We start from the raw sequence: 22,981 nt of genomic DNA on the forward strand, positions 1-22,981 counted from the left end.
CGGCGCCAACCGAATTCGGCCCGAGGTATGCCGGAGCGGCGACCCGGGTGGATTCCGGGGAACGTGCTTGCGGCCGGCGATTCCGCTGCCGTGTCGATGTCCGGATGACGCGGACGATGGGCGGAAGGTGCTTCGTGCGGGAGCGCTTCCCGGGGGCCGAAGCCGAGCCGCTGTCGTTCGATCAGAGTTGTGCGGTTTGCTCGCACGGGGGCAGGCCGTCGGCCTGGCGGAGCACTTCGGCGACGGACTCCAGGTACAGCAAGGTGCGCAGCGAGACGCCGTTCACGGCCTGTCCGAGTCGGCGCAGGGCCGAATTGTCCAGGTGCGCGATCACTTCGGCGTCGCAGGCCCGGTCGGGGCCGGGATCGTAGACGAAATAGTTGGGGTCGAGCCCGAACACATGCGCCAGCCCGGCGCGGGCCTGCTCCGGGAGCGTGGCGACCTGGCCGCGTCGAACTTTCGTCAGGTGACCTGGTTGCAGGTCGTACCCGGCTGCGGTCACCCATGTCTCGACCGCATCGTCGGCGAGCGGGCGCCCGTGCGCACGCTCCCACATCTCGAACGCTAGGTTCAGCCGGGCAGTGATATCGATGTCCACGACCGCCTCCACCTTCTGGCGACATAGCCTCTTGACGGGTCACACATTGACTCGACCGTAGCGTGGGAGTGGTCGATCGCCGCGATTTCACGGCAAATGTCCGGTTGCCTAGGGGGCGGAACGTACTCGATCCCCGATTTCCGGGGATGGCGAGCTCTAGGAGATGGGTGTGCGGTTGAGTTCCGAGGAAGCCCGCAAACGATTCGCGACCAGTCCGGTCGCGCGGTTGGCGACCGTTTCGGCGCAACTGCGCCCCCATGTGGTCCCCATCGTCTTCGCGGTGGCCGGGGAAGTCGTCTATACCAGTGTCGACGCGAAGCCGAAGTCGACAACGGCGCTGCGCCGACTGGACAATATCGCGGCGAACCCCGCGGTCGCCGTGCTGGTCGACCGCTACGGCGACGACTGGACCCAGCTGTGGTGGGTCCGCGCCGACGGAGCGGCCCGCATCGCCGACGGGGTGGAGGCGCAAGCGGCGATCCGCCGCTTGACCGCGCGCTACCCCCAGTACGAACGGCAGCCGCCACCGGGTCCGGTGATAGCCATCGACGTGGCGCGCTGGTCGGGATGGTCCGCCCGCTGAGCGAGCCGCGCCGGTTCGAGTACAGTCCGATTCGCGGTCTCCGGGTGCGGAGGTCGTCGAGCCGAACCACCCGTCGAGCCGATCGTGAGGATCGCATGCCCTCGAATTTCGCGCTGAAGGCCATGAATACGGCGCATCGCGTCCTACTGACGATCAGTTTCGGGAGGCTGGGCAACGACTTCGCCGGCATGCCGTCGCTCGAGCTCACCACCACCGGCCGCAAATCGGGTCGTCCGCACGCGGTGATGCTCACGGCGCCGATCGTGGACGGCGACACCTACGTCGTGGTCGCCTCGCGCGGCGGCGACCCCGCCCATCCCGCGTGGCTGCTGAACCTGCGCGACAACCCGGACGTCGTCGTATCGGTGCGAAGCGGGCCGAAGGTGCCGATGACGGCACGGGTGGCCACCGCCGAGGAGCGGGCGGTGTTGTGGCCCCGGGTCACCTCCGCGCAGCCGGTCTACGCCGGTTATCAGACCAAGACCACGCGCGAGATTCCGCTGGTCCTGTTGACGCCGAAGAACTAGCGACGCGATAGGGCCACCGGGCGGGGATGCGGGCGTGCCTGCTCGAGTTGCGCGGCGACCGGAAGAATCGTCGTCTCGCCGTTCGTGGGGCCGACCAGCTGCACCGACAACGGAAGCCCGTCGTCGCCCACCCCCGCGGGCAGCGAGGCGGCGGGGTGGCCGGTGACGTTCCACAGTTCGGTGTAGGCGACCATCGGAATCGAGGCGAGCTGAGCTCGTACCGTATTCGCCCCGTCGAGCACGCCGAGCAGGGGCGGGCGGATCGCGATCGTGGGAGTCAGCAGCAGATCCCATTCGGCGAAGACGCGGTCCATCGCGCGCGTCAACGCCTCGCCGCGCCGGATCGCCCATTCGACGACCGGCCTGCGCGCCCAGGCACCGACCGCGACCGTCTGCTTCGTGCGGCGTTCGAGCAGTTCCGGATGATCGATCTCGGCCAGTTCGGCGCGCACGCCGCCGAAGAACTGCGGGAAGAATGCGTGCATTGATTCCGGGTAGCGCGGGTCGACCTCCGCCACCGTGTGGCCCAGTTCGGTGAGCAGTCTCGCGGTGTCGCGGAGGGCGCGCACATGGTGCGGATCGAGTTTCGCCATGAGGGCGTGCGGCTTGGTGCTGTAGCCGATGCGCAACGGCCGGGCCGGTTCGCGTGCCGCCGCCTCGAACGAGGTCGCCGGTTCCGGCGCCCGGAATCGGTCGATGGGGGTAGTGCCGCGGATGACGTCGTAGACGACGGCGGAGTCCAGCACGCCGCGGGTCAGCGGCCCGGCGGCGCCCAACGCCCACCACAGGTGCTCGTTGGGGGACATCGGCACGCGCCCGCGTTGCGGCTTGAGACCGAACAATCCGCAGCATGCCGCCGGGATGCGAATCGACCCGCCACCGTCGCCCGCGAGCGCGGCGGACACCAGTCCGGCGGCCACCGCCGCGGCGGACCCGCCGCTCGATCCGCCCACCGAACGGCTCGGGTCCCACGGATTGCGGGTCACGCCGAAGGTGCTGGACTCGGTGAACGGCCACTGCCCGAATTCCGGCATCGTGGTCTTGCCGACGATGATCGCCCCGGCCGCGCGCAGCCTGCGCACGACTTCGGCGTCCGCCACCGCGGGCGTGGCATTCGCCCTGGTGCCGAAGGTGGTCACCACGCCGGCGACGTCGAATTCGTCCTTCACCGCGATCGGCACCCCATGCAACGGGCCGACCGCCTCGCCCGCTGCCCGCGCACGGTCCCGCTCGACGGCCTCGGCCCTGGCCTCGTCCCGGAGGACATGGGTGAAGGCGCCGAGAGCCGCCGCGGCGTCGATTTCGTCGAGCGTCGCCTCGACCAGTTGCTCCGCCGAAAGTGCGCCCTGGGCCAGCAACTCGCGCTGTTCGAGCACACCCGCCGCCACGACCTCCCGCAGATCCATCCGCCACCGCTCCTTCCGAGCCGCGCGACGTCGCGGCTGCCGCCGATGCCGATGTTGTCGACCGTAGGCAGGCCGGCGACCGTTTCGCAATGGGGTACTCGCGGACCAGCCCGACGACCGGGGTCAGGAGGTCGCCGGGCCTTCCGTCGCGGCGGGCCGGGTACGCTCCAGCCTGGAATGCCCGCGCGAGTAGGTGAAGTAGACGATCAAGCCGACGACCAGCCAGATCACGAAACGCGTCCAGGTCTGCCACGGCAGCGACCAGATCAGATACAGCGAGAACCCGATGCCGGTCAGCGGGACGACCGGCATGAACGGCAGGCGGAACTCGCGCGGTTCGTCGGGGCGGGTGCGCCGCAGCACGATCACCGCGACGGACACCACGATGAACGCCATCAGGATGCCGATATTGGTCAGCTCGGCCACCACGGTGATGTCCAGCAGCCCGGCCATCAGCGCCGATCCGATGCCGACGATCCAGGTCACCCGGGTGGGCACCTTCCGGACCGGATGGGTCTTGGCGAACCACTCCGGCAGCAGCCCGTCGCGGCTCATCGCGAACCACACGCGGGTGACGCCGAGCATGAAGGTGAGTACCACGGTGACGATGCCGACGATGGCCCCGACCGCGATGACGTTCGCGACGCCCGGCTGCCCGACCGACTCGAACGCGGTGGAGAACCCGCTGGCCGGGCTGATCTCGGTGTAGTTCTGCATGCCGGTGAGCACCAAGGTGGCCAGCACGTAGAGGACCATCGCGATGGCCAGCGAATAGATGATCGCCTTCGGCAGATGCTTCTTGCCCTCGATGGACTCCTCGGCTGCGGTGCTCATCGCGTCGTAGCCGAACACGGCGAAGAAGACGGTGGCCGCGCCCGTCCACACCGCGCCGGCGCCGAACGGGAAATAGGGGGTGTAGTTAGAGCTGTCTATGTGGAACACGCCGAGCACGATGATCAGCACGACAAGGGCGACCTTGATCCCGACGGCGACGGCCTCGAACCGGCCGACGCTGCGGATGCCGCGCGCGAGCAGCCAGGCCGTGCCCAGGCAGAACAGCATGGCGAACACGTCGACGACGTGGCCCTCGCCGGTGCCCGAAGCGCCCATCATCCACTCGGGCAGTGCGATGTCGACCTGTTCCAGCAGGAATCTGAAGTACCCTGAGACGCCGATGGCCACCACCGCCGCGACCGCGACGTATTCCAGCAGGAGATCCCAGCCGATGAACCAGCCGGCGATCTCACCCAGCGACACGTATCCGTAGGTGTAGGCGGACCCGGCCGTGGGCACCATCCCGGCGAACTCGGCGTAGCACAGCGCGGCGGCGGCGCTCGCCACACCGGCGATGAGGAACGAGATCACCACCGAAGGTCCGGTGACCGAGTGCGCCACCGCACCCGCCAAGGTGAAGATGCCCGCGCCGATGATGCCGCCGACACCGATCGCGGTGAGCTGCCACAAACCCAGTGACCGCGACAGCTGTTCGTCGGCCGGAGCGGCGGCGGTCTCGACCTCGCCGAGCGGTTTGCGGCGCGTCATCTGGCTGCGTAAGTGGCGGCCGACCACAGGTACCGTTCGCGCTCTCGCTCAGCGGTCGCGGCCGAGTGACCGCAGGAAGAACGCGATATTGGCCGGGCGCTCGGCCAACCTGCGCATGAAATAGCCGTACCACTGGTCTCCGTAGGGCACGTAGACGCGCAGCGTGTGACCGGCTCCGGCCAGGCGCCGCTGTTCGGAGTCGCGGATGCCGTGCAGCATCTGGAACTCGAAATCACCGGACTTCCGGCCGCTTTCCCGCACGTGACGCAGCGCCGCGTCGATCAGCGCCGGGTCGTGCGTGGCGATCATCGGATAACCGGTGCCCTCCATCAGGACCCGCAGGCACCGCACGTAGGACTCGTCCACCGCTGATCGGCTCTGATAGGCCACCGCCGCGGGTTCACGATAGGCGCCCTTGCACAAGCGGATCCGTGAACCCGGACCCGCGAAGGCGCGGCAGTCCGCCTCGGTGCGTTTGAGATAGGCCTGCAGAACTGTGCCGAGCCACGGGAAGTCCAAGCGCAGCTCGCGCACGATCGCCAGCGTCGCTTCGGTGGTGGTGTGGTCTTCGGCGTCCACGGTCACCCAGACTCCGGCGGCCTTCGCCGCCGTGCAGATCTCGTAGGCGTGCTCCCGCGCGATGGCGTATCCGTTCTGCGGCAGCGACTGGCCCAGCGCGGAAAGCTTGAGCGAGACCTCCAGCCGCGGCACCGGAGCGTCGTCGGTGGCGCCCAGCTCGGCCAGCGCCGCCAGCAGCCGCAGGTAGTGCGCGACGGTGCCGCGAGCGCGGTCGAGATCGGTGGTGTCCTCGCCGAGATAGTCGATGGTCACCGAGCGGCCGGAGCCGAGCAGTGCCGAGGTCACGGCGACCGCGTCGCCCTCGGTCTCGCCCGCGACGAAACGGTCGACCAGCTTCTTGGTGGCCGGGATGCGGGTGATCGCGCGCTCCATGCGCGGGGAACGGGAGGCCGCCAGCACGGCGGGCCGCAGCAGTCCGGAGAAGGCCATCACAACTCCTGGTGCGGGTAGCGGTGGTCGGTCGCGGGGACGAAGGTTTCCTTGATCGTGCGAGCGGAGGTCCAGCGCAGCAGGTGCTGTGCCGAGCCTGCCTTGTCGTCGGGGCCAGAGGGGCGCGACCCGCCGAAAGGCTGCCGGCCGACGACCGCCCCGGTGGGTGTGTCGTTGCTGTCGTCGGTGTGGCCGCCGGTGGCGATGGTCAGGCCCGGGGTGCCCGGCGCGACGCTGCCCACCGGTTCGTCGACCGGCGGGGGCGGGGACGCGACGGCATCCATGGGACCTCCATCTGTCAGATGAATTTTCGGTACTGGGTAGTCAACACCGGAAAACTGCCCAGATAATGAGCAGATTGAACAAAGATGAAGCAAGTGTGTTGTCGAGTTGTCCGAAGGACGGAAACGTGGGCGCGGATGGTGACGAGCTCGCCGCGGAGGTCGACCTGTTCGCGCTGGCGCAGATGATCGCGGACAACGCTGGCGGGATGGTGTCGATCGAGGATCCGCAGTCGCGTGTGCTCGCGTACTCGGCGTCCGACGAGACCGCCGACGAGTTGCGCGTGCGATCGATCCTCGGCCGCGAGGGACCGCGGGAGTACCTGGCCCTGCTGCGGCAGTGGGGCGTGTTCGATCGGTTGCGTGACACCGACGAGGTCGTCGACGTGCCCGCCCACGACGAGTTGAACATCAAGCGCAGGCTGGTGATCGGTATCCGCAGGCCCGCGGACGCGCAGGCCCGCGCTCCGCGCGTGCTCGGCGCGATCTGGCTCCAGCAGGGCGCTCGGCCGTTCGAACCGGACGCCGCGGAGATCCTGCGCGGCGCCGCGGCCATCGTGGGACGCCTGATCTCCCGGAGACTGGACGCGCCGACCACCGAGGCGCTGCTGATCGGTCGGCTGTTCGGCGCTGGTGCGGCGGTCGATGCCGCGGCGGTGGCGAACGCGCTGCACTTACCGTCGGCCGGTCCGGCCGCGGTGATCGGTTTCGCGCTCACGGCGGGGGAGCAGGCGCCGGGCGCCGAGCCTGCTGCGCTGGGCGCACTCCGCTTGCGCGCCAGTTCTTTTCGCGGTGATTCGGTGACGACCGCGATCGGTGACCGCGTCTACGTGCTGCTGCCCGGCTACCGATCCGCGCAGGCGGTGACGGCCTGGACCGGTCAACTGATCGAGCAGTTCGACGCACAGCGGTCGCTGTCGCTACGGGCCGCGATCGCCTGCCCGGTGCCCGATCTCGGCGGGGTGGCCGCCGCGCGCGCCGAGGTCGATCGGGTTCTGGACCGCACCGCCGCATCGCCCGCGAGCCGGGTGACCACCCTCGCCGAGTCGCGGACCGCGGTGCTGCTCGGCGAGGTGCTCGACCTGATCGGATCACGAACGGAACTGCGGGATCCGCGGCTCGGTGCGCTGTTCGACTACGACCGCAAGCATTCCGCGAGCCTGCGCGACAGCGTCGAAACCTACTTGCGCGAACACGGCGACGTGCGCGCCGCCGCCGCGGTGCTGTGTGTGCATCCGAACACGCTGCGTTACCGGCTGCGCCGGGTCGAGGAGATTCTCGGCATGGACCTCGACGACCCCGCCGACCGCCTGCTGCTGGAGATCCAGCTCGCCCTGCACCGCAGCCCGGGCCCGCCCGCGGCATCGGGTTGACGGCGGCCCGGGCGAGTCGCGACCGCCGTGCGTCGTCCGCTCACCCGGGAGAACACCGGGTCACCGACGGCGTTCGCGGCGTGGCGCCGACCGCGTCCGGCCGGAGCGGGGAGTTCGTCTTATCGCGCCCGTTCGAGTTGCCGTCCCGACGAGTTCGGAGCATCCTGGATGGTCACGGGCATGGATAGCACAGCCCGTTCGCCCTTCGGGGCCAGTTCACTCATCCGCTACGGTCTCGGTACGGTCCGTCCGATCGTGGTTCATCGTCGGTTACTTGATGGCGCTACCGTTTCCGATACGCGGAAAAAGGAGCCGGCGGCATGGAGTTCCGACATCTGGTTTCGTTCATCACGATTGCCGAAGAGCTGCATTTCGGCCGCGCAGCGCAGCGCTTGCATCTCACGCAGCCAAGTCTCAGTGCCCAGCTGCAGAAGCTGGAGAAATCGCTCGGCGTGCAACTGGTCGCACGCAACTCGCACGAGGTCAAGCTGACCCCAGCGGGCCGGGAGTTCGAGTGTCAGGCCCGGCTCATCGTGGCGCAGATGGACCGCGCGGCGCAGGCCGCGAAGGCGACCGCCGAAGGGCGGGCGGGCACCCTCAACATCGGTTACAACCTTCCGGCCAGCAGACATGTGCTGCCGGAGGCGCTCACCAGGATGACCGAGCGACATCCCGACGTCGTGGTGTCACTGTGGGAGAAGCGCACCGGCCCGCAGTTGGCCGCGCTCTCCGACGGGTCACTCGACCTCGCCCTCGTCTACGGCCATCCCAGCACCACCGATTTCCGGTACCGGCGGCTGCTGCACCGGGTGCCGCTGGTCGCCGTGGTCGGGCGCAGGCATCGGTGGGCCGACCGGCCCGGCGTCCCCTTCGCCGAGCTCGAGGGTCAGGAGTGTGTGCTGTTCGCCCGGGAACAGTGTCCGGCGATGTACGACTCGATCTTCCGGGCGGCGGCTGATTCCAGGATCTCCCTCGCGGTGGCGCAGACCGCCGACGACCCCGGTGCGACGGCGCACATGGTCTCGGTGCGCCCGCTGGTGGGGTTCGCCTCACTGCCGCGGGCGATTTCGATGGGCATGGGCGCAGCGGGCACCGCCTCGGTCGCGGTGAAACTGTTCGATCCGGTGCCGACGCTCGATTTGTACGCGGTGTGGCGTGCGGACGAGTCGAATCCTGCGGTGGACTTTTTCCTGGAGTGCATCGATTGTCCGGAACCGGCGCAAATCGATATTGCCCGCGCGGTATCGGCCTGACCACGTCGATAGGTGATGACATTCGCGCGGTAGGAACCGCGATATCGGCGGCGCGGTAATTCCGCGCCGCCGACCACAATTCGACATTGTGAACACAGTGTCTGTCATCGCAGTGTCGGTCGGTGAGAATGGTTACGATCTACCGGAATCGGCGAGTTTGTACTCGGTGATTTCCGGCGCCGCTGCCGAGCATCCGGACCGGCTTTCGCTGTGCGACGCCGACGGAACGCAGCTGACCAGCGCCGAGGTGGACCGCAGGGCCCGCGCCCTGGCGTCGGCGCTGGCCGAGCGCGGCGTCGCGGCGGGTGATCGGGTCGCGGTGCTCGGCCGCACGAATCTGGCCTGGGCGCTGCTGGATTGCGCGCTGCTGGCCCTCGGCGCGGTGGTGGTACCGGTCTACCCCACCTCGTCACCGAGTCAGATCGAGCACATCCTGCGCGACAGCGGCAGTGCCTATTTCGCCGCCGAGAGCGCCGAGGATGCCGAGCGGCTGCGCGCGGCGGGCGCGGGCGAGGTCTGGGTCTTCGAGCAGATCGCGGACTGGGCCACCGGCGCGATCGATCCCGGGCTGGCCGCGCGCATCGCCGCCGTGCGGCCCGACGACCTGGCGATGATCGTGTACACCAGCGGCACGACCGGCGTGTCGAAGGGCTGTCTGATCACCCATCGCAACATGTTCGTGTCCTCGTCGAACACGGTGCGCCGCACCGGCGCGATGTTCGACGGGACGACCGTGCTGGCCCTGCCGCTGTCGCACGTCTTCGGCCAGACCATCTTGTTCGCCTGCCTGTTCGGCGGCAGCCGCACCCACCTGCTGCCCGGCATTCCCGACCTGGTGCCGACCTTGCCCGTCGTGCGGCCGACCTTCCTGGCGATAATTCCCTACGGCCTGGAGAAGATCCGCAAGTACTGCCGCACCCTGCTCACCGAGGCCGAGGAGCGGGAGGCGGTACAGCGCGGTCTGGAACTGGTGCGGGCGCAGGCCACCCCGGAACCGTCGGCGCATCCGGTGGCGGCCGCGCTCGGCGGCGAGCTGCGCTACGTCATCTCCGGTGGTGCCTCGCTGGACGATTCGACGGTCGGGTTCTACGCGGCTTTCGGCGTGCTGTTGCTGAACTGCTACGGCCTCACCGAGGCCGCGACCGCCGTGACGGTGAGCGCCCCGGAGACCAACCGGATCGGCACGGTCGGCAGGCCGATCCCGGGGACCTCGGTGGCCATCGCCGCGGAGGACGGCGAGGTGCTGGTCGGCGGACCGCACGTGTCGCCGGGGTATTGGGGCGCCGCGGCCGGCCAGTCGACGGTGGACCCGGAGGGCTGGCTGCACACCGGTGACCTCGGGGAACTCGACGACGACGGATTCCTGCGGATCACCGGACGCAAGAAGGAGATCCTGGTGACCTCCGGCGGCAAGAACGTGGCGCCCACCCCCCTGGAGGATCGGATCCGGCTGCATCCGCTGGTGTCCAACTGCATGGTGCTCGGCGACGGCCGCGATTTCGTGACCGCCCTGGTGACGCTGGATCAGGCGCAGGTGCAGCGCTGGCGCGCCGCCGAACCGGACGGCGACCTCACCGCCGCCGTGCAATCAGCGGTCGACGACGCGAATTCGCTCGTCTCGCGCGCGGAATCGATTCGGGCATTTCGGATCGTGGACGGAGATTTCACCGTCGAGGCCGGATTGTCGACTTCGTCACGAAAACTGCGCCGCGCCGCGATCGCCGAAGCCTACGCCGCGGATATCGAACTGCTGTATTCCACGCCCCGGCCCGCACGATAGCCGCGGCCGATCGGCCGATGAATCAGGGCCCGCCGCGGTGGTCGAGCGCCCGGCCCGGCCACAAACTCGAATCGGAATTCGACTACCGGAAAGTGATGCGAAACATGTACGACGTTATCGTTGTCGGAACTCGGGTCGCGGGCGCCCCGCTGGCCATGCTGCTCGCCAAGAAGGGCTACCGTGTGCTCGCCGTCGACCGCGCGAGCTTCCCCAGCGACACTCCGTCGACCCACTACATCCACCAGGCCGGGCTCGGCTTCCTGAAGTCCTGGGGTCTGCTGGACGAGGTCGTCGCCACCGGCGTTCCGCCGATCCGGCACATGAACTTCTCCTACACCGACATCGTCATCAAGGGCTTCGCCGACCCCGCCGCCGACGGTGTCGACGCCGTCTACTGCCCGCGCCGCACGGTGCTGGACAAGATCCTGGTCGATGCCGCGGGCAACGCCGGCGCCGAGGTGATCCAGGGCTTCACCGTCTCCGAGCTGGTCTTCGACGGCGACCGCGTGGTCGGCATCCGCGGCGCGATCGGCGACGGCGCCGAACAGGAGTTCCGCGCCAAGCTCGTAGTCGGCGCCGACGGCTCGAACTCGACGGTGGCCAAGGCCGTCGGCGCGCAGGAATACGAGGGCTCGCCCGGGGCGTGCTTCGTCTACTACTCCTACTACGAGGGCGTCGACTGGGGCATGCAGCACCGCACCGGATTCGGCGAGCAGCAGTTCGCGTCCTGGCCGACCAACGACGATCTGGCCTTGGTCGCGGTGATGCGCAAGCGCGACCGGTTCCGCGCGTTCCGCGCCGACCCGGACGCGGGCGTGCAGGAAGTCGTCGACCAGATCGACCCGGAGCTCGGCGTTCGCCTGCGGGACACGGGCAAGCGGGTGGAGCAGTTCCGCCCGATGCTGTACCCGGACAACTACCGCCGCCAGTCCTTCGGACCCGGCTGGGCGCTCGTCGGCGACGCCGGCTACCACAAGGACCCGTTCACCGGCTGGGGCATCACCGACGCGTTCAAGTACTCGCAGCTGCTCGCCGACCACGTGGACGAAGGCCTGTCCGGCGCACGTCCGATGGACGAGGCGCTGGCGCAGTACCAGCGCGAGCGCGACGCCCAGAGCGCCAGCACCTACGAGCTGACCCTGAGCATCTCGGAGCTGTCGCTGACCCCGTACTACGACTCGGTGTTCCGCGCGACGTCGCTGGACGCCGATTACACCAAGCGCTTCTTCGGGCTGATCTCGGGAATCTACCCGCCGGACAAGTACTTCGGCGAGCAGGAGCTGGCCGCGCTCTACGAGAAGCTGAACTTCCCCGCGGCGGCCCGGCACGTCAGCAAGGACGGAGTGACCGCATGAGCGCTCCCGTGCTGACCGCGCTGGGCGACAGCTTCGTCGAGGGCCGCGGCGACGCCGCGGCCGGTGGCGGCTACCGAGGCTGGGTACCGCGCCTCGGCGGCCAGCTCGGGTTGCGGCCCGCGGCGGTGCGCAATCTCGGCGAGCACGGCGCGACGACCACAGTCGTGCTGGAACGGCAACTGCGTGTCGCCCTTGCGGGCCGCTCCGGCCTGTTCGGCGTCGTCGTCGGGGTCAACGACCTGGTGAGCGATTTCGCCGAGGATCGCTTCGCCCGCAATCTCGCCGAGTTGTTCGGCGCCCTGCGGGCGGGCGGCGCGACGGTGTTCACGGCCAGCTACCCGGACATCCCGGCTCGGCTGCCCGTGCCGGACGGCTTCCGCGCGTTGCTGCGCGAGCGGTTCGCCTTCGCCAACGTGGTGCTCGCCGAGGTCACCGCCGACACCGGCACGCTGCTGCTGGATATCGCCGCCGAGCCCGAATGGGAACGGCCGGAGATGTGGACCGCCGACGGTCTGCACCCCAGTTCCCTGGGCCACCACCGGTTCGCCGCGAGCGCGGCCGAACTCGTCGCGTCGCGCACCGCGACCACCGTGGCCGCCTGACCACCCATCCGGTTCGAGAGGAATCTCCGTGACAGACGACAGACGCCTGGCGCGCAACCCGATCGCCATCGTCGGGATGTCCGGGCTGCTGCCCAAGGCCCACAACCACCGAGAGTACTGGCAGAACATCGTCGACGGCGTGGACTGCACCACCGAGGTCCCCGAGTCGCGCTGGAGCCTGGACGACTACTTCGATCCCGACCCGGCCACGCCGGACAAGACCTACTCGCGCCGAGGCGCGTTCCTGCCCGACATCGAGTTCGACCCCTTGGAATTCGGGCTTCCCCCCAATCAGCTCGAAGTCACCAGCACCATGCAGACGCTCAGCCTGGGCGTCGCGCGGGACCTGCTGCGCGACGCGGGTGCGGTGGACTCCACCTGGTACGATGCGAGCCGCACCGGGGTCGTGCTCGGCACCACCGGCCCGGTGCCGCTCATGCACCCGCTGGCCGCGCGGTTGTCCACGCCGGTGCTGAAGGAGGCGGCGCGCTCGGTCGGGCTGTCCGACACCGACGCCGACGCCATCGCGGATCGGTTCGTCGCGGCTTTCGCACCGTGGGAGGCGAATTCGTTCCCCGGCCTGCTGGCCAACATCACCGCGGGCCGGGTGGCCAACCGGCTCGGCCTCGGCGGCATCAACTGCACCGTCGACGCGGCGTGCGCGGCCTCGCTGGCCGCCCTGCGCACCGCCATCGCCGAACTGCAGGACGGCCGCGCGGACATGATGATCACCGGTGGTGTGGACACCGAGAACACCATCTTCATCTACATGTGCTTCAGCAAGGTGGGCGCGCTGTCGTCCAGCGGGCAGATCAGTCCCTTCTCCGCCGACGCCAACGGCACGCTGCTCGGCGAGGGCATCACCATGCTCGCGCTGCGCAGACTCGAGGACGCGCGGCGCGACGGCAACCGGATCTACGCCGTGATCCGCGGCCTGGGCTCCTCCAGTGACGGTCGCGCCAAGAGCATCTACGCCCCCCGCGCGGGCGGTCAGCGCGTCGCGCTGGACCGCGCCTACGCCGACGCCGAGATCTCGCCCGCCGATGTCGCGCTCATCGAAGCGCACGCCACCGGCACGCCCGTCGGCGACAAGACCGAGCTCACCGCGCTGAAGGAACTGCTGACCGACGCGACGCCGGAGCGGGCCTTCGCCGCCCTCGGCAGCGTGAAGTCGCAGATCGGGCACACCAAGGGTGCCGCGGGCACCGCGAGCCTGATGAAGCTGGCGCTGGCGCTGCACCAGAAGGTGCTGCCCGGCACCATCAACGTCGCGGCGCCCAACGCCGAGATCGCCGCCGCCGACGCGCCGTACTACGTGAACACCCGCACGCGTCCGTGGATCCGCGACCCGCAGCGCCCGGTGCGCCGCGCGGCGGCGTCGGCGTTCGGTTTCGGCGGCACCAACTTCCACGTCGTGCTGGAGGAGGCGGAGGCCGATCGCGCCGCGCACCCGGTGCTGCACCGCACCGCCCAGGCGCACCTGTGGCACGCGCCCGACGTGGCCGGGCTGATCGATGCGGTGCGCAGCGTCGCGCCATCCGACGGAGCCGATATCCCGGAGAACCACGCGCGCATCGGGTTCGTCTCGGTGGACGAGGAGAACGCGGCGCACCTGCGCTCGCTCGCGGTGGACGAACTGGTCCGCAACCCCGACGCCACGAACTGGGAGCACCCCGAGGGCGTGTACTTCCGGGCCGCCGCGCTGCCGGATCGTAAGGCGGGCGCGCTGTTTGCCGGACAGGGCAGCCAGTACGTCGACATGGGGCTGGACGCGGCGGTGAACAAGCCGGCCGTCGGCGCGGCGTTCGACGCGGCCAACGAGGCGTTCGCGGGCGCGCCGGTGCGGTTGTCGTCGGTGGTCTTCCCGCCCCCCGCGTTCGACGACGACGCGGCGGCCGAGCAGGAAACCGCCTTGCGCCGAACGGAATTCGCCCAGCCGGCGATCGGCGCGCTGTCCGCGGGGCAGTTCACCGCGCTGGCGGACTACGGTTTCCGCGCCGACGGGTACCTCGGGCACAGCTTCGGTGAGCTGACCGCGCTGTGGGCTTCCGGTGCGCTCACCACCGCCGATTTCTACGCGCTGGCTCGCGCGCGCGGCGTGGCGATGACCCCCGAGCCGGGTGTCGAGGCGGGCACCATGGTGGCACTCGGCGCCTCCCGGCAGACCGCCGAGGAACTGCTCGACGGAGTCGAGGACGTCTGGATCTGCAATCACAACGCGCCCGACCAGGTCGTGGTCGGCGGCGGCGCCGAGGGGATCGCGGCCGTCGTCGCGCGCTGCGGCGAGCGTGGCGTGGCGACGCGGGCGCTGCCGGTGTCCGGTGCGTTCCACACGCCTTATGTCGCCCACGCCACCGCGGCGTTCGCCACCGCGGTCGCCGAGGTGCACATCGGCGCGCCGGACGCACCGGTCTTCGCCAACACGCCCGGCGTCCGCTACGGCGACGACGTGGCGGCCAACCGGGCGGTGCTGACCGAACAGCTCGGCAAGCCGGTCGAATTCGTGGCCGCGCTCACCGCGATGCGCGACGCGGGCTGCACCGTGTTCGTGGAGTTCGGGCCGAAGCAGGTGCTGACCTCGCTGGTGCGGCGCACCCTCGGCGACGACGTGGTCGTCATCGCGACCGACTCCGGTCCGATCGGCAACAGCGATCTCGCGCTGACCCGCGCGGCGGTACGCCTGGCCGTGCTCGGATTCGGCCTGCACGGCATCAACCGCCACACCGCGTCCGCACCGGAAGCCGCCGTCTCCGGCCGCGCCATGACGGTGACCATGTCGGCGCCGGAATACGTGCCCGACACCCGGCGCAAGTCCTACGCCGCCGCGCTCGAAGCCGACTACCGGCTCAGCGTGCTCGCGGCGGCTCCCGCTCCGGTCGACAGCGTGGTCGATCACCAGCCCGCGCAGCAGCGGGCCGTGCCCACCGCTTCCACCGCAGCAACGGAGATCCCCGTGTACCCCACACCGCAGCCCGGCGACGCCGGTTCGGACGCGCTGGAGAGCGCGCTCGTCCAGCACCTGCACACCCACCGCCAGTTCCTGGACGGTCAGCTGGACATGGCTCGCGGCCTGGCGGGCGCGCTCGGCGACGGCAGGCTCGACGCAGGCACCGTCCGTGCCATCGAGGCGGTCAAGGAACACGGTGTGGCGATCAGCCACAGCCACGCGCGAGCCAGCGAGGTGCTCGCCCAGTTGGTCGAACTGGAAAGCGGCTTCGCCCCGGTGTCGCGGCCCTCGACCCAGGTCACGCGCCCCGTGCCGACGCCGCGCGCGGCGATCGAGCCCGCGCCGGTCCGTCGGCCGCTGGCCACCGCCACGGTCGTGGACGAGCCCCCCGCAGTCCGCGCGCCGGAACCTGTTGCGGCACCGGCTGCGGCGGCGAACGGGCACACCGCGCCGGCGGCTCCGGCGACCGAGAACCAGCTGACCGGTGAGGCGTTGCGCAGCGCGCTGCGTGAGGTGGTCGCGGAGAAGACGGGTTATCCGGTCGAGATGGTGGATCCGTCGATGGATCTGGAAGCCGATCTGGGCGTGGATTCGATCAAGCGGGTTCAGGTGATCGGCGCGTTGCAGGAACGTTTCCCGCAGCTGCCGAACCTGGGCCCGGAGCAGTTGGGCACGGTGCGGACGCTGGATCAGATCGTCGAGTTGCTCGGCAGCACAGCGCAGCCCACCGCCGCGCCGTCCGCGACGAACGGCACCGCGCCCGCGGGCACCGACGCCCAGGTGTCGGGTGAGGCGTTGCGCAGTGCGCTGCGTGAGGTGGTCGCGGAGAAGACGGGTTACCCGGTCGAGATGGTGGATCCGTCGATGGATCTGGAGGCCGATCTCGGCGTGGATTCGATCAAGCGGGTTCAGGTGATCGGCGCGTTGCAGGAACGTTTCCCGCAGCTGCCGAACCTCGGCCCGGAGCAGCTGGGCACTGTGCGGACGTTGGATCAGATCGTCGAGTTGCTCGGCGCCCCGGCCGCCGGATCGTCCCCGGCGGCGAGCGGCGCCGCCGACGCTCAGGTGTCGGGTGAGACGTTGCGGCGTGCGCTGCGTGAGGTGGTCGCGGAGAAGACGGGTTATCCGGTCGAGATGGTGGATCCGTCGATGGATCTGGAAGCCGACCTCGGCGTGGATTCGATCAAGCGGGTTCAGGTGATCGGCGCGTTGCAGGAACGATTTCCGAATCTACCGAGCCTCGGCCCGGAGCAGCTGGGCACGCTTCGCACGCTGGATCAGATCGTGGTGGAGCTCGCCGGCGCCGCGGGCGGTGATGTCCACCCAAAAGCTGAGGCCGCGGCGGGAACGTCGCGGCACGCCGTCGAACTGGTCTCGCTGTCTGCGCCGGATCGGGCGGTAGCGCCCTACCGGGACGGGGCACGGGCGGTGCTCGTCGATCTCACCGGCGACCCGGGCGCCGGCTCGGACGCCATCGCGGCGGCGCTGACCGCCCTCGGTTGGACTGTGCGACAGGCGCATTCGGCAGACGAGCTCGACGACGAGCCGATCGACGTCTGCCTCGCCCTGCTCGGCGGCGCCGCCGATTGGGCCTCGGCGCAACACCGCCTGACCGACGGCATCCTCCTGGCCGGCCGCGCCGTGCCGCTGCTGCGCGGCGGATCGGGCCGAACGGCCTTCGTGACGGTGACGCGGCTGGACGGAGCGCTCGGTTTCCTCGGCAGCGCGCAGCCCGAGCACGCGCTGCTCGGCGGCATCGGCGGTGTGGTGAAGACCCTGGCCGCCGAACAGCCGGAGCTGTTCTGCCGGGCCCTCGATGTCGATCCGGCCTGTTCCGCGGGGCAGTTGGCGGATCTGGTCACCGCCGAGTTGTTCGATTCGGCCCGCGACACCCTCGAGGTCGGCATCGACGCGGCGTGGCAGCGAAGGACTCCGGTGCCGAGCGGACACGCGCCCGCGCGGACGGTGCTGCCGGTCCGCACGGGCACGGAGCAGGATCCCACCGTGCTCACCGCGGAGGACGTTCTGCTGGTCACCGGCGGCGCCCGTGGCGTCACGGCGACCTGCGTGCTGGCGCTGGCCGCCCGGAGCGAGGCGCGTTTCGTGCTGCTCGGGCGCTCCGAGCCGGCCGCTGAACCCGACTGGGCGGCAGGTGTTCTCGATCCCGATCTCAAGGCCGCCGCGGTAGGTGCGCTGGCCGGTTCCGGCGCCAAGCCGCGCGATATCGAGCGTGCCGTGTCCGGAGTCCGTGCCACTCGCGAGATCCGGGAGACGCTGGCCGCTCTCGGCTCCCGCGCCGAGTACCTCGCGGTCGACGCCACCGACGAGCAGGCGGTCGCCGCCGCGCTCGCGCCGTGGCGGGACGCGATCACCGGCGTCGTGCACGGAGCGGGAGTGCTGGCCGACTCCATGATCACGGACAAGACCGCCGAATCGGTCGCGCGGGTGCTCGATCCCAAGATCGCCGGGCTGGCCTCGGTGCTGCGCGCGGTCGGCGAACTGCGCCACCTGGTGCTGTTCACCTCCGTGGCCGGGCTGTTCGGCAACGCGGGCCAGGCCGACTACGCGGCGGCGAACGAAGCGCTCTCCCGATTCGCGCTGAGCTGGCGGGCGCATCAGCCGAATTGCCATGTCACCGCGATCGACTGGGGTGCGTGGGACGGCGGCATGGTGACGCCCGGCTTGCGGGAACACTTCCGGACGCGCGGTGTCGAATTGCTCGACCCGCAGGTGGGTGCGGCGGCGTTCACCGAACAGTTCACCGAGGCACGCGCCGCGGACACGGTCGTGCTCATCGGACCGGCGAAGTCGCTGTCGGACCCGACGGCGGTGGCCGCGCCGGTGCGGGGCCGCCGGACGATCAGCGGGATCACCGCGGACCCGATCATCGCGGCGCACCGCATCGGTGAGCACATCGTGCTGCCCGCCACCTTCGGGCTCGGCGCGATGATCAACTTCGCCGAACGTGGCCTGCCCGGCCGCACGGTGGTCGGAGTCGAGGACTTCCAGGTCCTCAAAGGGATCGTTTTCGATCGACCGCTGGACGAACTGGAACTGGAGATCGTGCCGGAAGAGGGCGTCGCCACGGTGCGGGCGACCGTGCGCGGCGAGAACGCCGTCCACTTCCGCGCGACCCTGCTGCTCGCCGAAGCGACGGGTCGGCCACCGCACAAGCCGGTGCCGAGCGGTTCGGTGGGCGAGGCGACCATCTACCGCGACGCCGTCCAGTTCCACGCGCCCGCGTTGCAGGGATTGCGCCGGGTCCGGGCGGTCTCGGACGACGCGATCGTCTTCGACTGCGAACTGCCCGCCGCCACCGTGGCGGGCGGGGCCTACGCCGGGCGGTTGCACGACCCGGTCCTGGCCGACCTGATTCTGCAGGGACCGCCGGTGCTGGGCCACCGGCTGCTCGGCAGTGCCTGCCTGCCGCTCGGCGCGGGGCGGATCGACTACTTCCAGCCCCTGCCCGCGGGTGAGCCCTTCGTACTCACGGTGGACAACCCGCGCGCCGGTCGGCTCGACGCTCGGATCGACGCCACCGCCACGACGGCGGACGGCACTGTACTGCAACGTTTCTCGGACGTCACGGTGGTGACGACACCCGATCTGACGGAGAAGTTCCAGACCTCGGTGAGGCGGTGGATGGCATGACAACCCTGGAATTCGACGGCGTTCCGTTCGATCCGGTGACAGCGTTCGCGCAGCCACGGGAGAGCGCGGACGGTGCGTCGTCGCATCGGCCGGGTACCGACGACCCGGGCACGCCGGCGAGTCCGCGCGCCGGGTACTCGGAGCAGGCTCCGATCGACACCGCGACAGCTGATCTCGCGGTCACCGGGACGCATCGCGAAGCCCCGGTGGTGCATATCGACGGCGTCGCGTCGCGCGCGGCCGGTCCGCTCGCCGAAATCCGCTCCGGTGTGGTCGCCGCGCACCGGGCGGCGTTGAGCGCGCAGCTGGCGATGCAGCGCGCGGTGTGGCAGCGAGCGCTGCGCCGTTCGGGTGTCGCCGCCGAGGCGACGGGTCACGCTGACCGAGGCATCCATGCCGAGGCGGCGAGCGCGGCCTCCGGTGCCCGGGGCGAATTCATCGCCGCCGAGTCCGCCTTCAAACCACTGGCCCGCACCGACCGCACCCACCTGGATCGAGCGGACCTGCTGCGGCTGGCCGAGGGCGACCTGAGCGGCGTCTTCGGACCCGCCTATCGGCGCTCCGGCAGCGCGGCGGCGGCCCGGCTGGCCGGGTCGACCCGACTCGCGCTCACCGAGGTGACGCGTATCGAGTTGTACGGAGGCCACGGCGACGGCAGCGTGCAAGCACGGTTCGACGGCGATCCGCGCGCGGCGGCGATACAGGCCGCGGAGGTGTTCGCGCTGTATCTCGGCATGCCGCTGGTGCTGTCGGGCAGCTCCCTGGTCGGCGAATGCGCGGGCGCCGTCGCGGATGTCGCCTCCGGCGCCATCACCTTCACGGTGACCGGGCTCGACCTGGTGCCCCGGCCGCACGTCACCGGCACGGTGGTCGTGGCCGGCGCGGAAGGGGCGCTCGACATCACGGTCACCGTGGTAGAGCGTCCGGGCAGCGGGGTCGGCCCCGGCCAGGTCTCGGAGAGCCTGCTGCTCAACGAGTTCCACATGGCGCACCTCGCCCGAGGTGATCAAGAGATCGCCATGGGTCCGGAATTCGCGGAGTACACCGGCGTGCGGGCGACCCGGTTGCCGACCGGCGGCCTGCTGCTGGTCGACCGGGTGCTCGATTTCGACGGCAGGCGGGGGAAACTGGACGGCGCGTCCTACACCACCGAATACGACTCACCTGCCGACTCCTGGTACTACGGCGACACCGCGAACGACTCCATGCCGCATTTCGTCTACATGGAGACCTCGTTGCAGGCGGCGCTGCTGATGGGTTACTACGCGGGCCCCACGCTCACCCAGCCCGGCACCACCCTCAGCCTGCGCAACCTGGGCGGCACCGCCACCGTGCTGCGGCAGATCGACGTGCGGGACAAGACGATCCGCCAGTCCTCCCGGCTGCTGTCCACCACCATCCTGCCCGGCTCGTCGCTGCAAACCTTCGACTACACGCTCAGCGTGGACGGCGAACCGTTCTACACCGGCGAGACCATGTTCGGCTACTTCAGCGACGAGGCCTTGGCCAACCAGACCGGACTCGACGCGGGCCGTCCCGCGCCGACCTGGCTTGCCGAGCACCCGGGTGCGCGGGTACGCACCATCGACGTCGCCGCCCGCCGCGCCGACCCGGCCGCCCGCCTGTGCGCCCGGCGCACCCTGGCGCTGATCGATCGGGTCGAGGTCGTCGACGGCGGCGGCAGGTACGACTCCGGGTATCTGCACTCGCTGCGCGAGATCGATCCGTCCGACTGGTATTTCGCCCGGCACTTCCACCTCGACCCGGTGATCCCGGGCTCACTGGGTGTGGAGTCGGTGATCCACGCGATCCAGGAGTGGATGCTCGACGCCGGATTCGCCGACACGATCGGCGATCCGGTCTTCCGCATCCCCGCCGACCGGGCATTCAGCTGGCGTTACCGCGGGCAGTTCCTGCCCACCGACGGCACCGTCGAACTCGAAGCCCACATCAAGGAGATCCAGCGCGGCCCGCGCGGCGTCACCGTCGTCGCCGACGGTTCGCTGTGGAAGCCGGGGCTGCGCATCTACGAGCTGATCGACCTCGCGGTCGAACTGGTCGAGCGGGAGGAGCGCTGATGACCACGTCTGCGGCCGGTGTCCTCGCGGACACCGCCGACGGCATCACCGCCGTCCTGTCCGACCTGACGCGTCCGTGCTGGATCGTGCGCCACGACGGCCGGGCGGGCGCGACCTCCGACGAGCGCACCGCGGCACACGCGCAGGTGCTCGCGGCGGTGGCCCCGCTGCCGCCCGAGCAACTGGGTGATCGGCGGTTCGCCGCCGCTCACGGTGTGCGGGCGGCCTACGCGGCGGGTGCGATGGCGAACGGCATCGCCTCACCCGCCTTGGTTTCGGCGATGGCACGGGCGGGGTATCTCGCCTCCTACGGCGCGGCGGGTGTGCCGCCCACCGCGGTGGACGCCGCACTGGCCGAGCTGAGCCGCACGCTGGTGGGAAAACCCTTCGCCTGCAACCTCATCCACAGTCCCTCCGAACCCGCCCTGGAGCGCGCCATCGTCGACGCCTGCCTGCGGCACCAGGTTCGCTGCGTGGAGGCGTCGGCGTTCATGGATCTCACCGGCGAGGTCGTGCGCTACCGGGCGGCGGGGCTGTCCGTCGACCGGCAAGGCCGCGTGCAGGTGAGCCATCGCCTGATCGCGAAGGTCTCCCGGGTCGAGGTGGCCGAGCCGTTCCTGCGTCCGGCTCCGGCGCGGCTGTTGCGCGCGCTGGTGCAGGCCGGTGACCTGACACCGGAGCAGGCCCGGCTCGCCGAACAGGTGCCGATGGCCGACGACATCACGGCCGAGGCGGACTCCGGCGGCCACACCGACCGCAGACCGCTGCTGGTGCTGCTGCCCGAGATCATCGCGGCACGCGACCGGCTGGCCCGCACGGTGCCCGCCGCCGCGGCCGTCCGCGTCGGCGCGGCGGGCGGCATCGGCACCCCCGCCGCCGCGGCCGCCGCCTTCGCGCTCGGCGCGGCTTACGTGGTGACCGGTTCGGTGAATCAGGCCACCGTGGAAGCGGCCCAGTGCGACACCACCAAACAGCTGCTCACCCAGGCGGATTTCGCCGACTGCACCATGGCGCCGTCCTCGGACATGTTCGAGCTCGGCGTCCAGGTCCAGGTGCTGCGCAGGGGCACCATGTTCGCCACCCGCGCCCAGCGCCTCTACGACACCTACCGCGCCTACGACGGTATCGACGCGATCCCGGCCGAGTTGCGCCGCGATCTCGAGGCCACGCTGTTCCAGCGGCCCCTCGACGCCGTGTGGGGGGACTGCGTCACCTACTTCACCGAACGCGATCCGGCCCAGCTGGCCGGCGCGGACGCGGACCCGAAACGGAAGATGGCGCTGGTGTTCCGGTGGTATCTGGGGCTGTCGTCGGGGTGGAGCATTCGCGGCGAGGCCGGTCGCGTCGCCGATTACCAGATCTGGTGCGGGCCGGCGATGGGCGGATTCAACAACTGGGCGGCCGGCAGCTATCTGGCGGCATTGCGCAACCGGCACGTCGCCGACATCGCCGACCAGATGATGCTGGGCGCGGCCTACCTCACCCGCGTTGCCCAGCTGCGCACCGCGGGCGTGCGGCTACCCGCCGACTGCGCCCGCTTCGTACCCCGCCCGCGGGAGCGACGATGACCACGCTGGAGACCGGTCCGGACACCCGGACCGCCTGGCTGGTGTGCTTCGAATTGCACGGTGACCGTTTGTCGGCCGACTGCCCGGCCATGATCGTCGCGCCGGCCCGCCTCGACGGCGGGTCGGCGGCGCGGTCGCTGATGGCCGCGGCGGCACGGTGCGGCATCTCGTCGCGCGCGACTGCTCGTGCCACCACGACCGAATTCCTGCACGACATCCTCGATCATCCCCGTCTTCGCGCCGCGGATCACGACACCGCCCTCATCAGGACCCTCACCACGGTGTCGCGCGTCGCCTCATGAAGCCGCCGCCGTCGGACGCGGTGACGGCCCGCGTCCGACGGCGGCGTGCGCCTCGCCATTGAAATGTCAGTAGCTTTTGGCCACGAAAATTGTCAGTGAACTCCCGCGTGTCGGTGACGGGTTCGTG

At 70.3% G+C, this 22,981-nt stretch carries 15 protein-coding genes and 1 pseudogene; 11 read left to right on the forward strand and 5 right to left on the reverse strand.

Annotated elements, in window-relative coordinates:
* Positions 1 to 181: 181 nt before the first annotated feature.
* A complete protein-coding gene (locus ACT89H_RS04780) occupies positions 182 to 598 on the reverse strand; it encodes a hypothetical protein (RefSeq protein ID WP_445107216.1) in 417 nt (138 codons plus the stop codon).
* 163 nt (positions 599 to 761) lie between these two features.
* On the opposite strand from ACT89H_RS04780, the gene ACT89H_RS04785 reads away from it, so the two are divergent.
* The gene (locus ACT89H_RS04785) at positions 762 to 1,181 is read left to right on the forward strand and encodes a TIGR03668 family PPOX class F420-dependent oxidoreductase (protein WP_445107217.1); all 420 of its coding nucleotides are present in this window, start codon (positions 762 to 764) and stop codon (positions 1,179 to 1,181) included.
* A gap of 95 nt (positions 1,182 to 1,276) precedes the next feature.
* Positions 1,277 to 1,708 carry a nitroreductase/quinone reductase family protein gene (locus ACT89H_RS04790; RefSeq protein ID WP_445107218.1) on the forward strand — a complete coding sequence of 144 codons (432 nt, stop codon included), beginning with the start codon at positions 1,277 to 1,279 and terminating at the stop codon, positions 1,706 to 1,708.
* Here the strand turns inward: ACT89H_RS04790 and ACT89H_RS04795 are convergent.
* The 4 genes and pseudogenes from ACT89H_RS04795 to ACT89H_RS04810 form a co-directional block, all read right to left on the reverse strand.
* Positions 1,705 to 3,114 carry an amidase gene (locus ACT89H_RS04795; protein ID WP_445107219.1) on the reverse strand — a complete coding sequence of 470 codons (1,410 nt, stop codon included), beginning with the start codon at positions 3,112 to 3,114 and terminating at the stop codon, positions 1,705 to 1,707. The two genes, ACT89H_RS04790 and ACT89H_RS04795, sit on opposite strands and share 4 nt — an antisense overlap.
* A 123-nt stretch (positions 3,115 to 3,237) precedes the next feature.
* Positions 3,238 to 4,656: an amino acid permease gene (locus ACT89H_RS04800; protein ID WP_445107220.1), complete on the reverse strand. Its 1,419-nt coding sequence runs from the start codon at positions 4,654 to 4,656 to the stop codon at positions 3,238 to 3,240.
* A gap of 48 nt (positions 4,657 to 4,704) precedes the next feature.
* The gene (locus ACT89H_RS04805; RefSeq protein WP_445107221.1) at positions 4,705 to 5,664 is read right to left on the reverse strand and encodes a proline dehydrogenase family protein; all 960 of its coding nucleotides are present in this window, start codon (positions 5,662 to 5,664) and stop codon (positions 4,705 to 4,707) included.
* Positions 5,664 to 5,840, reverse strand: a pseudogene (locus ACT89H_RS04810) (L-glutamate gamma-semialdehyde dehydrogenase); the annotation flags it as partial. The pseudogene ACT89H_RS04810 and the gene ACT89H_RS04805, both read right to left, overlap by 1 nt.
* 233 nt (positions 5,841 to 6,073) lie before the next feature.
* Between ACT89H_RS04810 and ACT89H_RS04815 the strand changes: the two are divergent.
* The 9 genes from ACT89H_RS04815 to ACT89H_RS04855 all read left to right on the forward strand — a co-directional run bounded on the left by ACT89H_RS04815 (position 6,074) and on the right by ACT89H_RS04855 (position 22,854).
* The gene (locus tag ACT89H_RS04815) at positions 6,074 to 7,318 is read left to right on the forward strand and encodes a PucR family transcriptional regulator (RefSeq protein WP_445107222.1); all 1,245 of its coding nucleotides are present in this window, start codon (positions 6,074 to 6,076) and stop codon (positions 7,316 to 7,318) included.
* 320 nt (positions 7,319 to 7,638) lie between these two features.
* On the forward strand, positions 7,639 to 8,571 hold the full coding sequence (locus ACT89H_RS04820) for a LysR family transcriptional regulator (RefSeq protein WP_445107223.1): 933 nt from the start codon (positions 7,639 to 7,641) through the stop codon (positions 8,569 to 8,571).
* A gap of 97 nt (positions 8,572 to 8,668) precedes the next feature.
* Positions 8,669 to 10,351 (forward strand): AMP-dependent synthetase/ligase, encoded by a 1,683-nt coding sequence (locus ACT89H_RS04825; protein WP_445107224.1) that lies wholly within the window; start codon positions 8,669 to 8,671, stop codon positions 10,349 to 10,351.
* Between the two features lie 104 nt (positions 10,352 to 10,455).
* On the forward strand, positions 10,456 to 11,706 hold the full coding sequence (locus tag ACT89H_RS04830; protein ID WP_445107225.1) for an NAD(P)/FAD-dependent oxidoreductase: 1,251 nt from the start codon (positions 10,456 to 10,458) through the stop codon (positions 11,704 to 11,706).
* Complete coding sequence (locus ACT89H_RS04835; protein ID WP_445107226.1) at positions 11,703 to 12,308, forward strand: SGNH/GDSL hydrolase family protein; 606 nt, start codon at positions 11,703 to 11,705, stop codon at positions 12,306 to 12,308. The genes ACT89H_RS04830 and ACT89H_RS04835 overlap by 4 nt, the downstream gene beginning before the upstream one ends.
* Positions 12,309 to 12,336: 28 nt before the next feature.
* On the forward strand, positions 12,337 to 18,906 hold the full coding sequence (locus ACT89H_RS04840) for an SDR family NAD(P)-dependent oxidoreductase (protein WP_445107227.1): 6,570 nt from the start codon (positions 12,337 to 12,339) through the stop codon (positions 18,904 to 18,906).
* Positions 18,903 to 20,984: a beta-hydroxydecanoyl-ACP dehydratase gene (locus tag ACT89H_RS04845; protein ID WP_445107228.1), complete on the forward strand. Its 2,082-nt coding sequence runs from the start codon at positions 18,903 to 18,905 to the stop codon at positions 20,982 to 20,984. The genes ACT89H_RS04840 and ACT89H_RS04845 overlap by 4 nt, the downstream gene beginning before the upstream one ends.
* A complete protein-coding gene (locus ACT89H_RS04850) occupies positions 20,984 to 22,552 on the forward strand; it encodes a PfaD family polyunsaturated fatty acid/polyketide biosynthesis protein (protein ID WP_445107229.1) in 1,569 nt (522 codons plus the stop codon). The genes ACT89H_RS04845 and ACT89H_RS04850 overlap by 1 nt, the downstream gene beginning before the upstream one ends.
* A complete protein-coding gene (locus ACT89H_RS04855; protein WP_445107230.1) occupies positions 22,549 to 22,854 on the forward strand; it encodes a hypothetical protein in 306 nt (101 codons plus the stop codon). Before ACT89H_RS04850 ends, ACT89H_RS04855 begins: the two co-directional genes overlap by 4 nt.
* Positions 22,855 to 22,981: the final 127 nt, after the last annotated feature.

Source organism: Nocardia aegles (genome assembly GCF_052545135.1).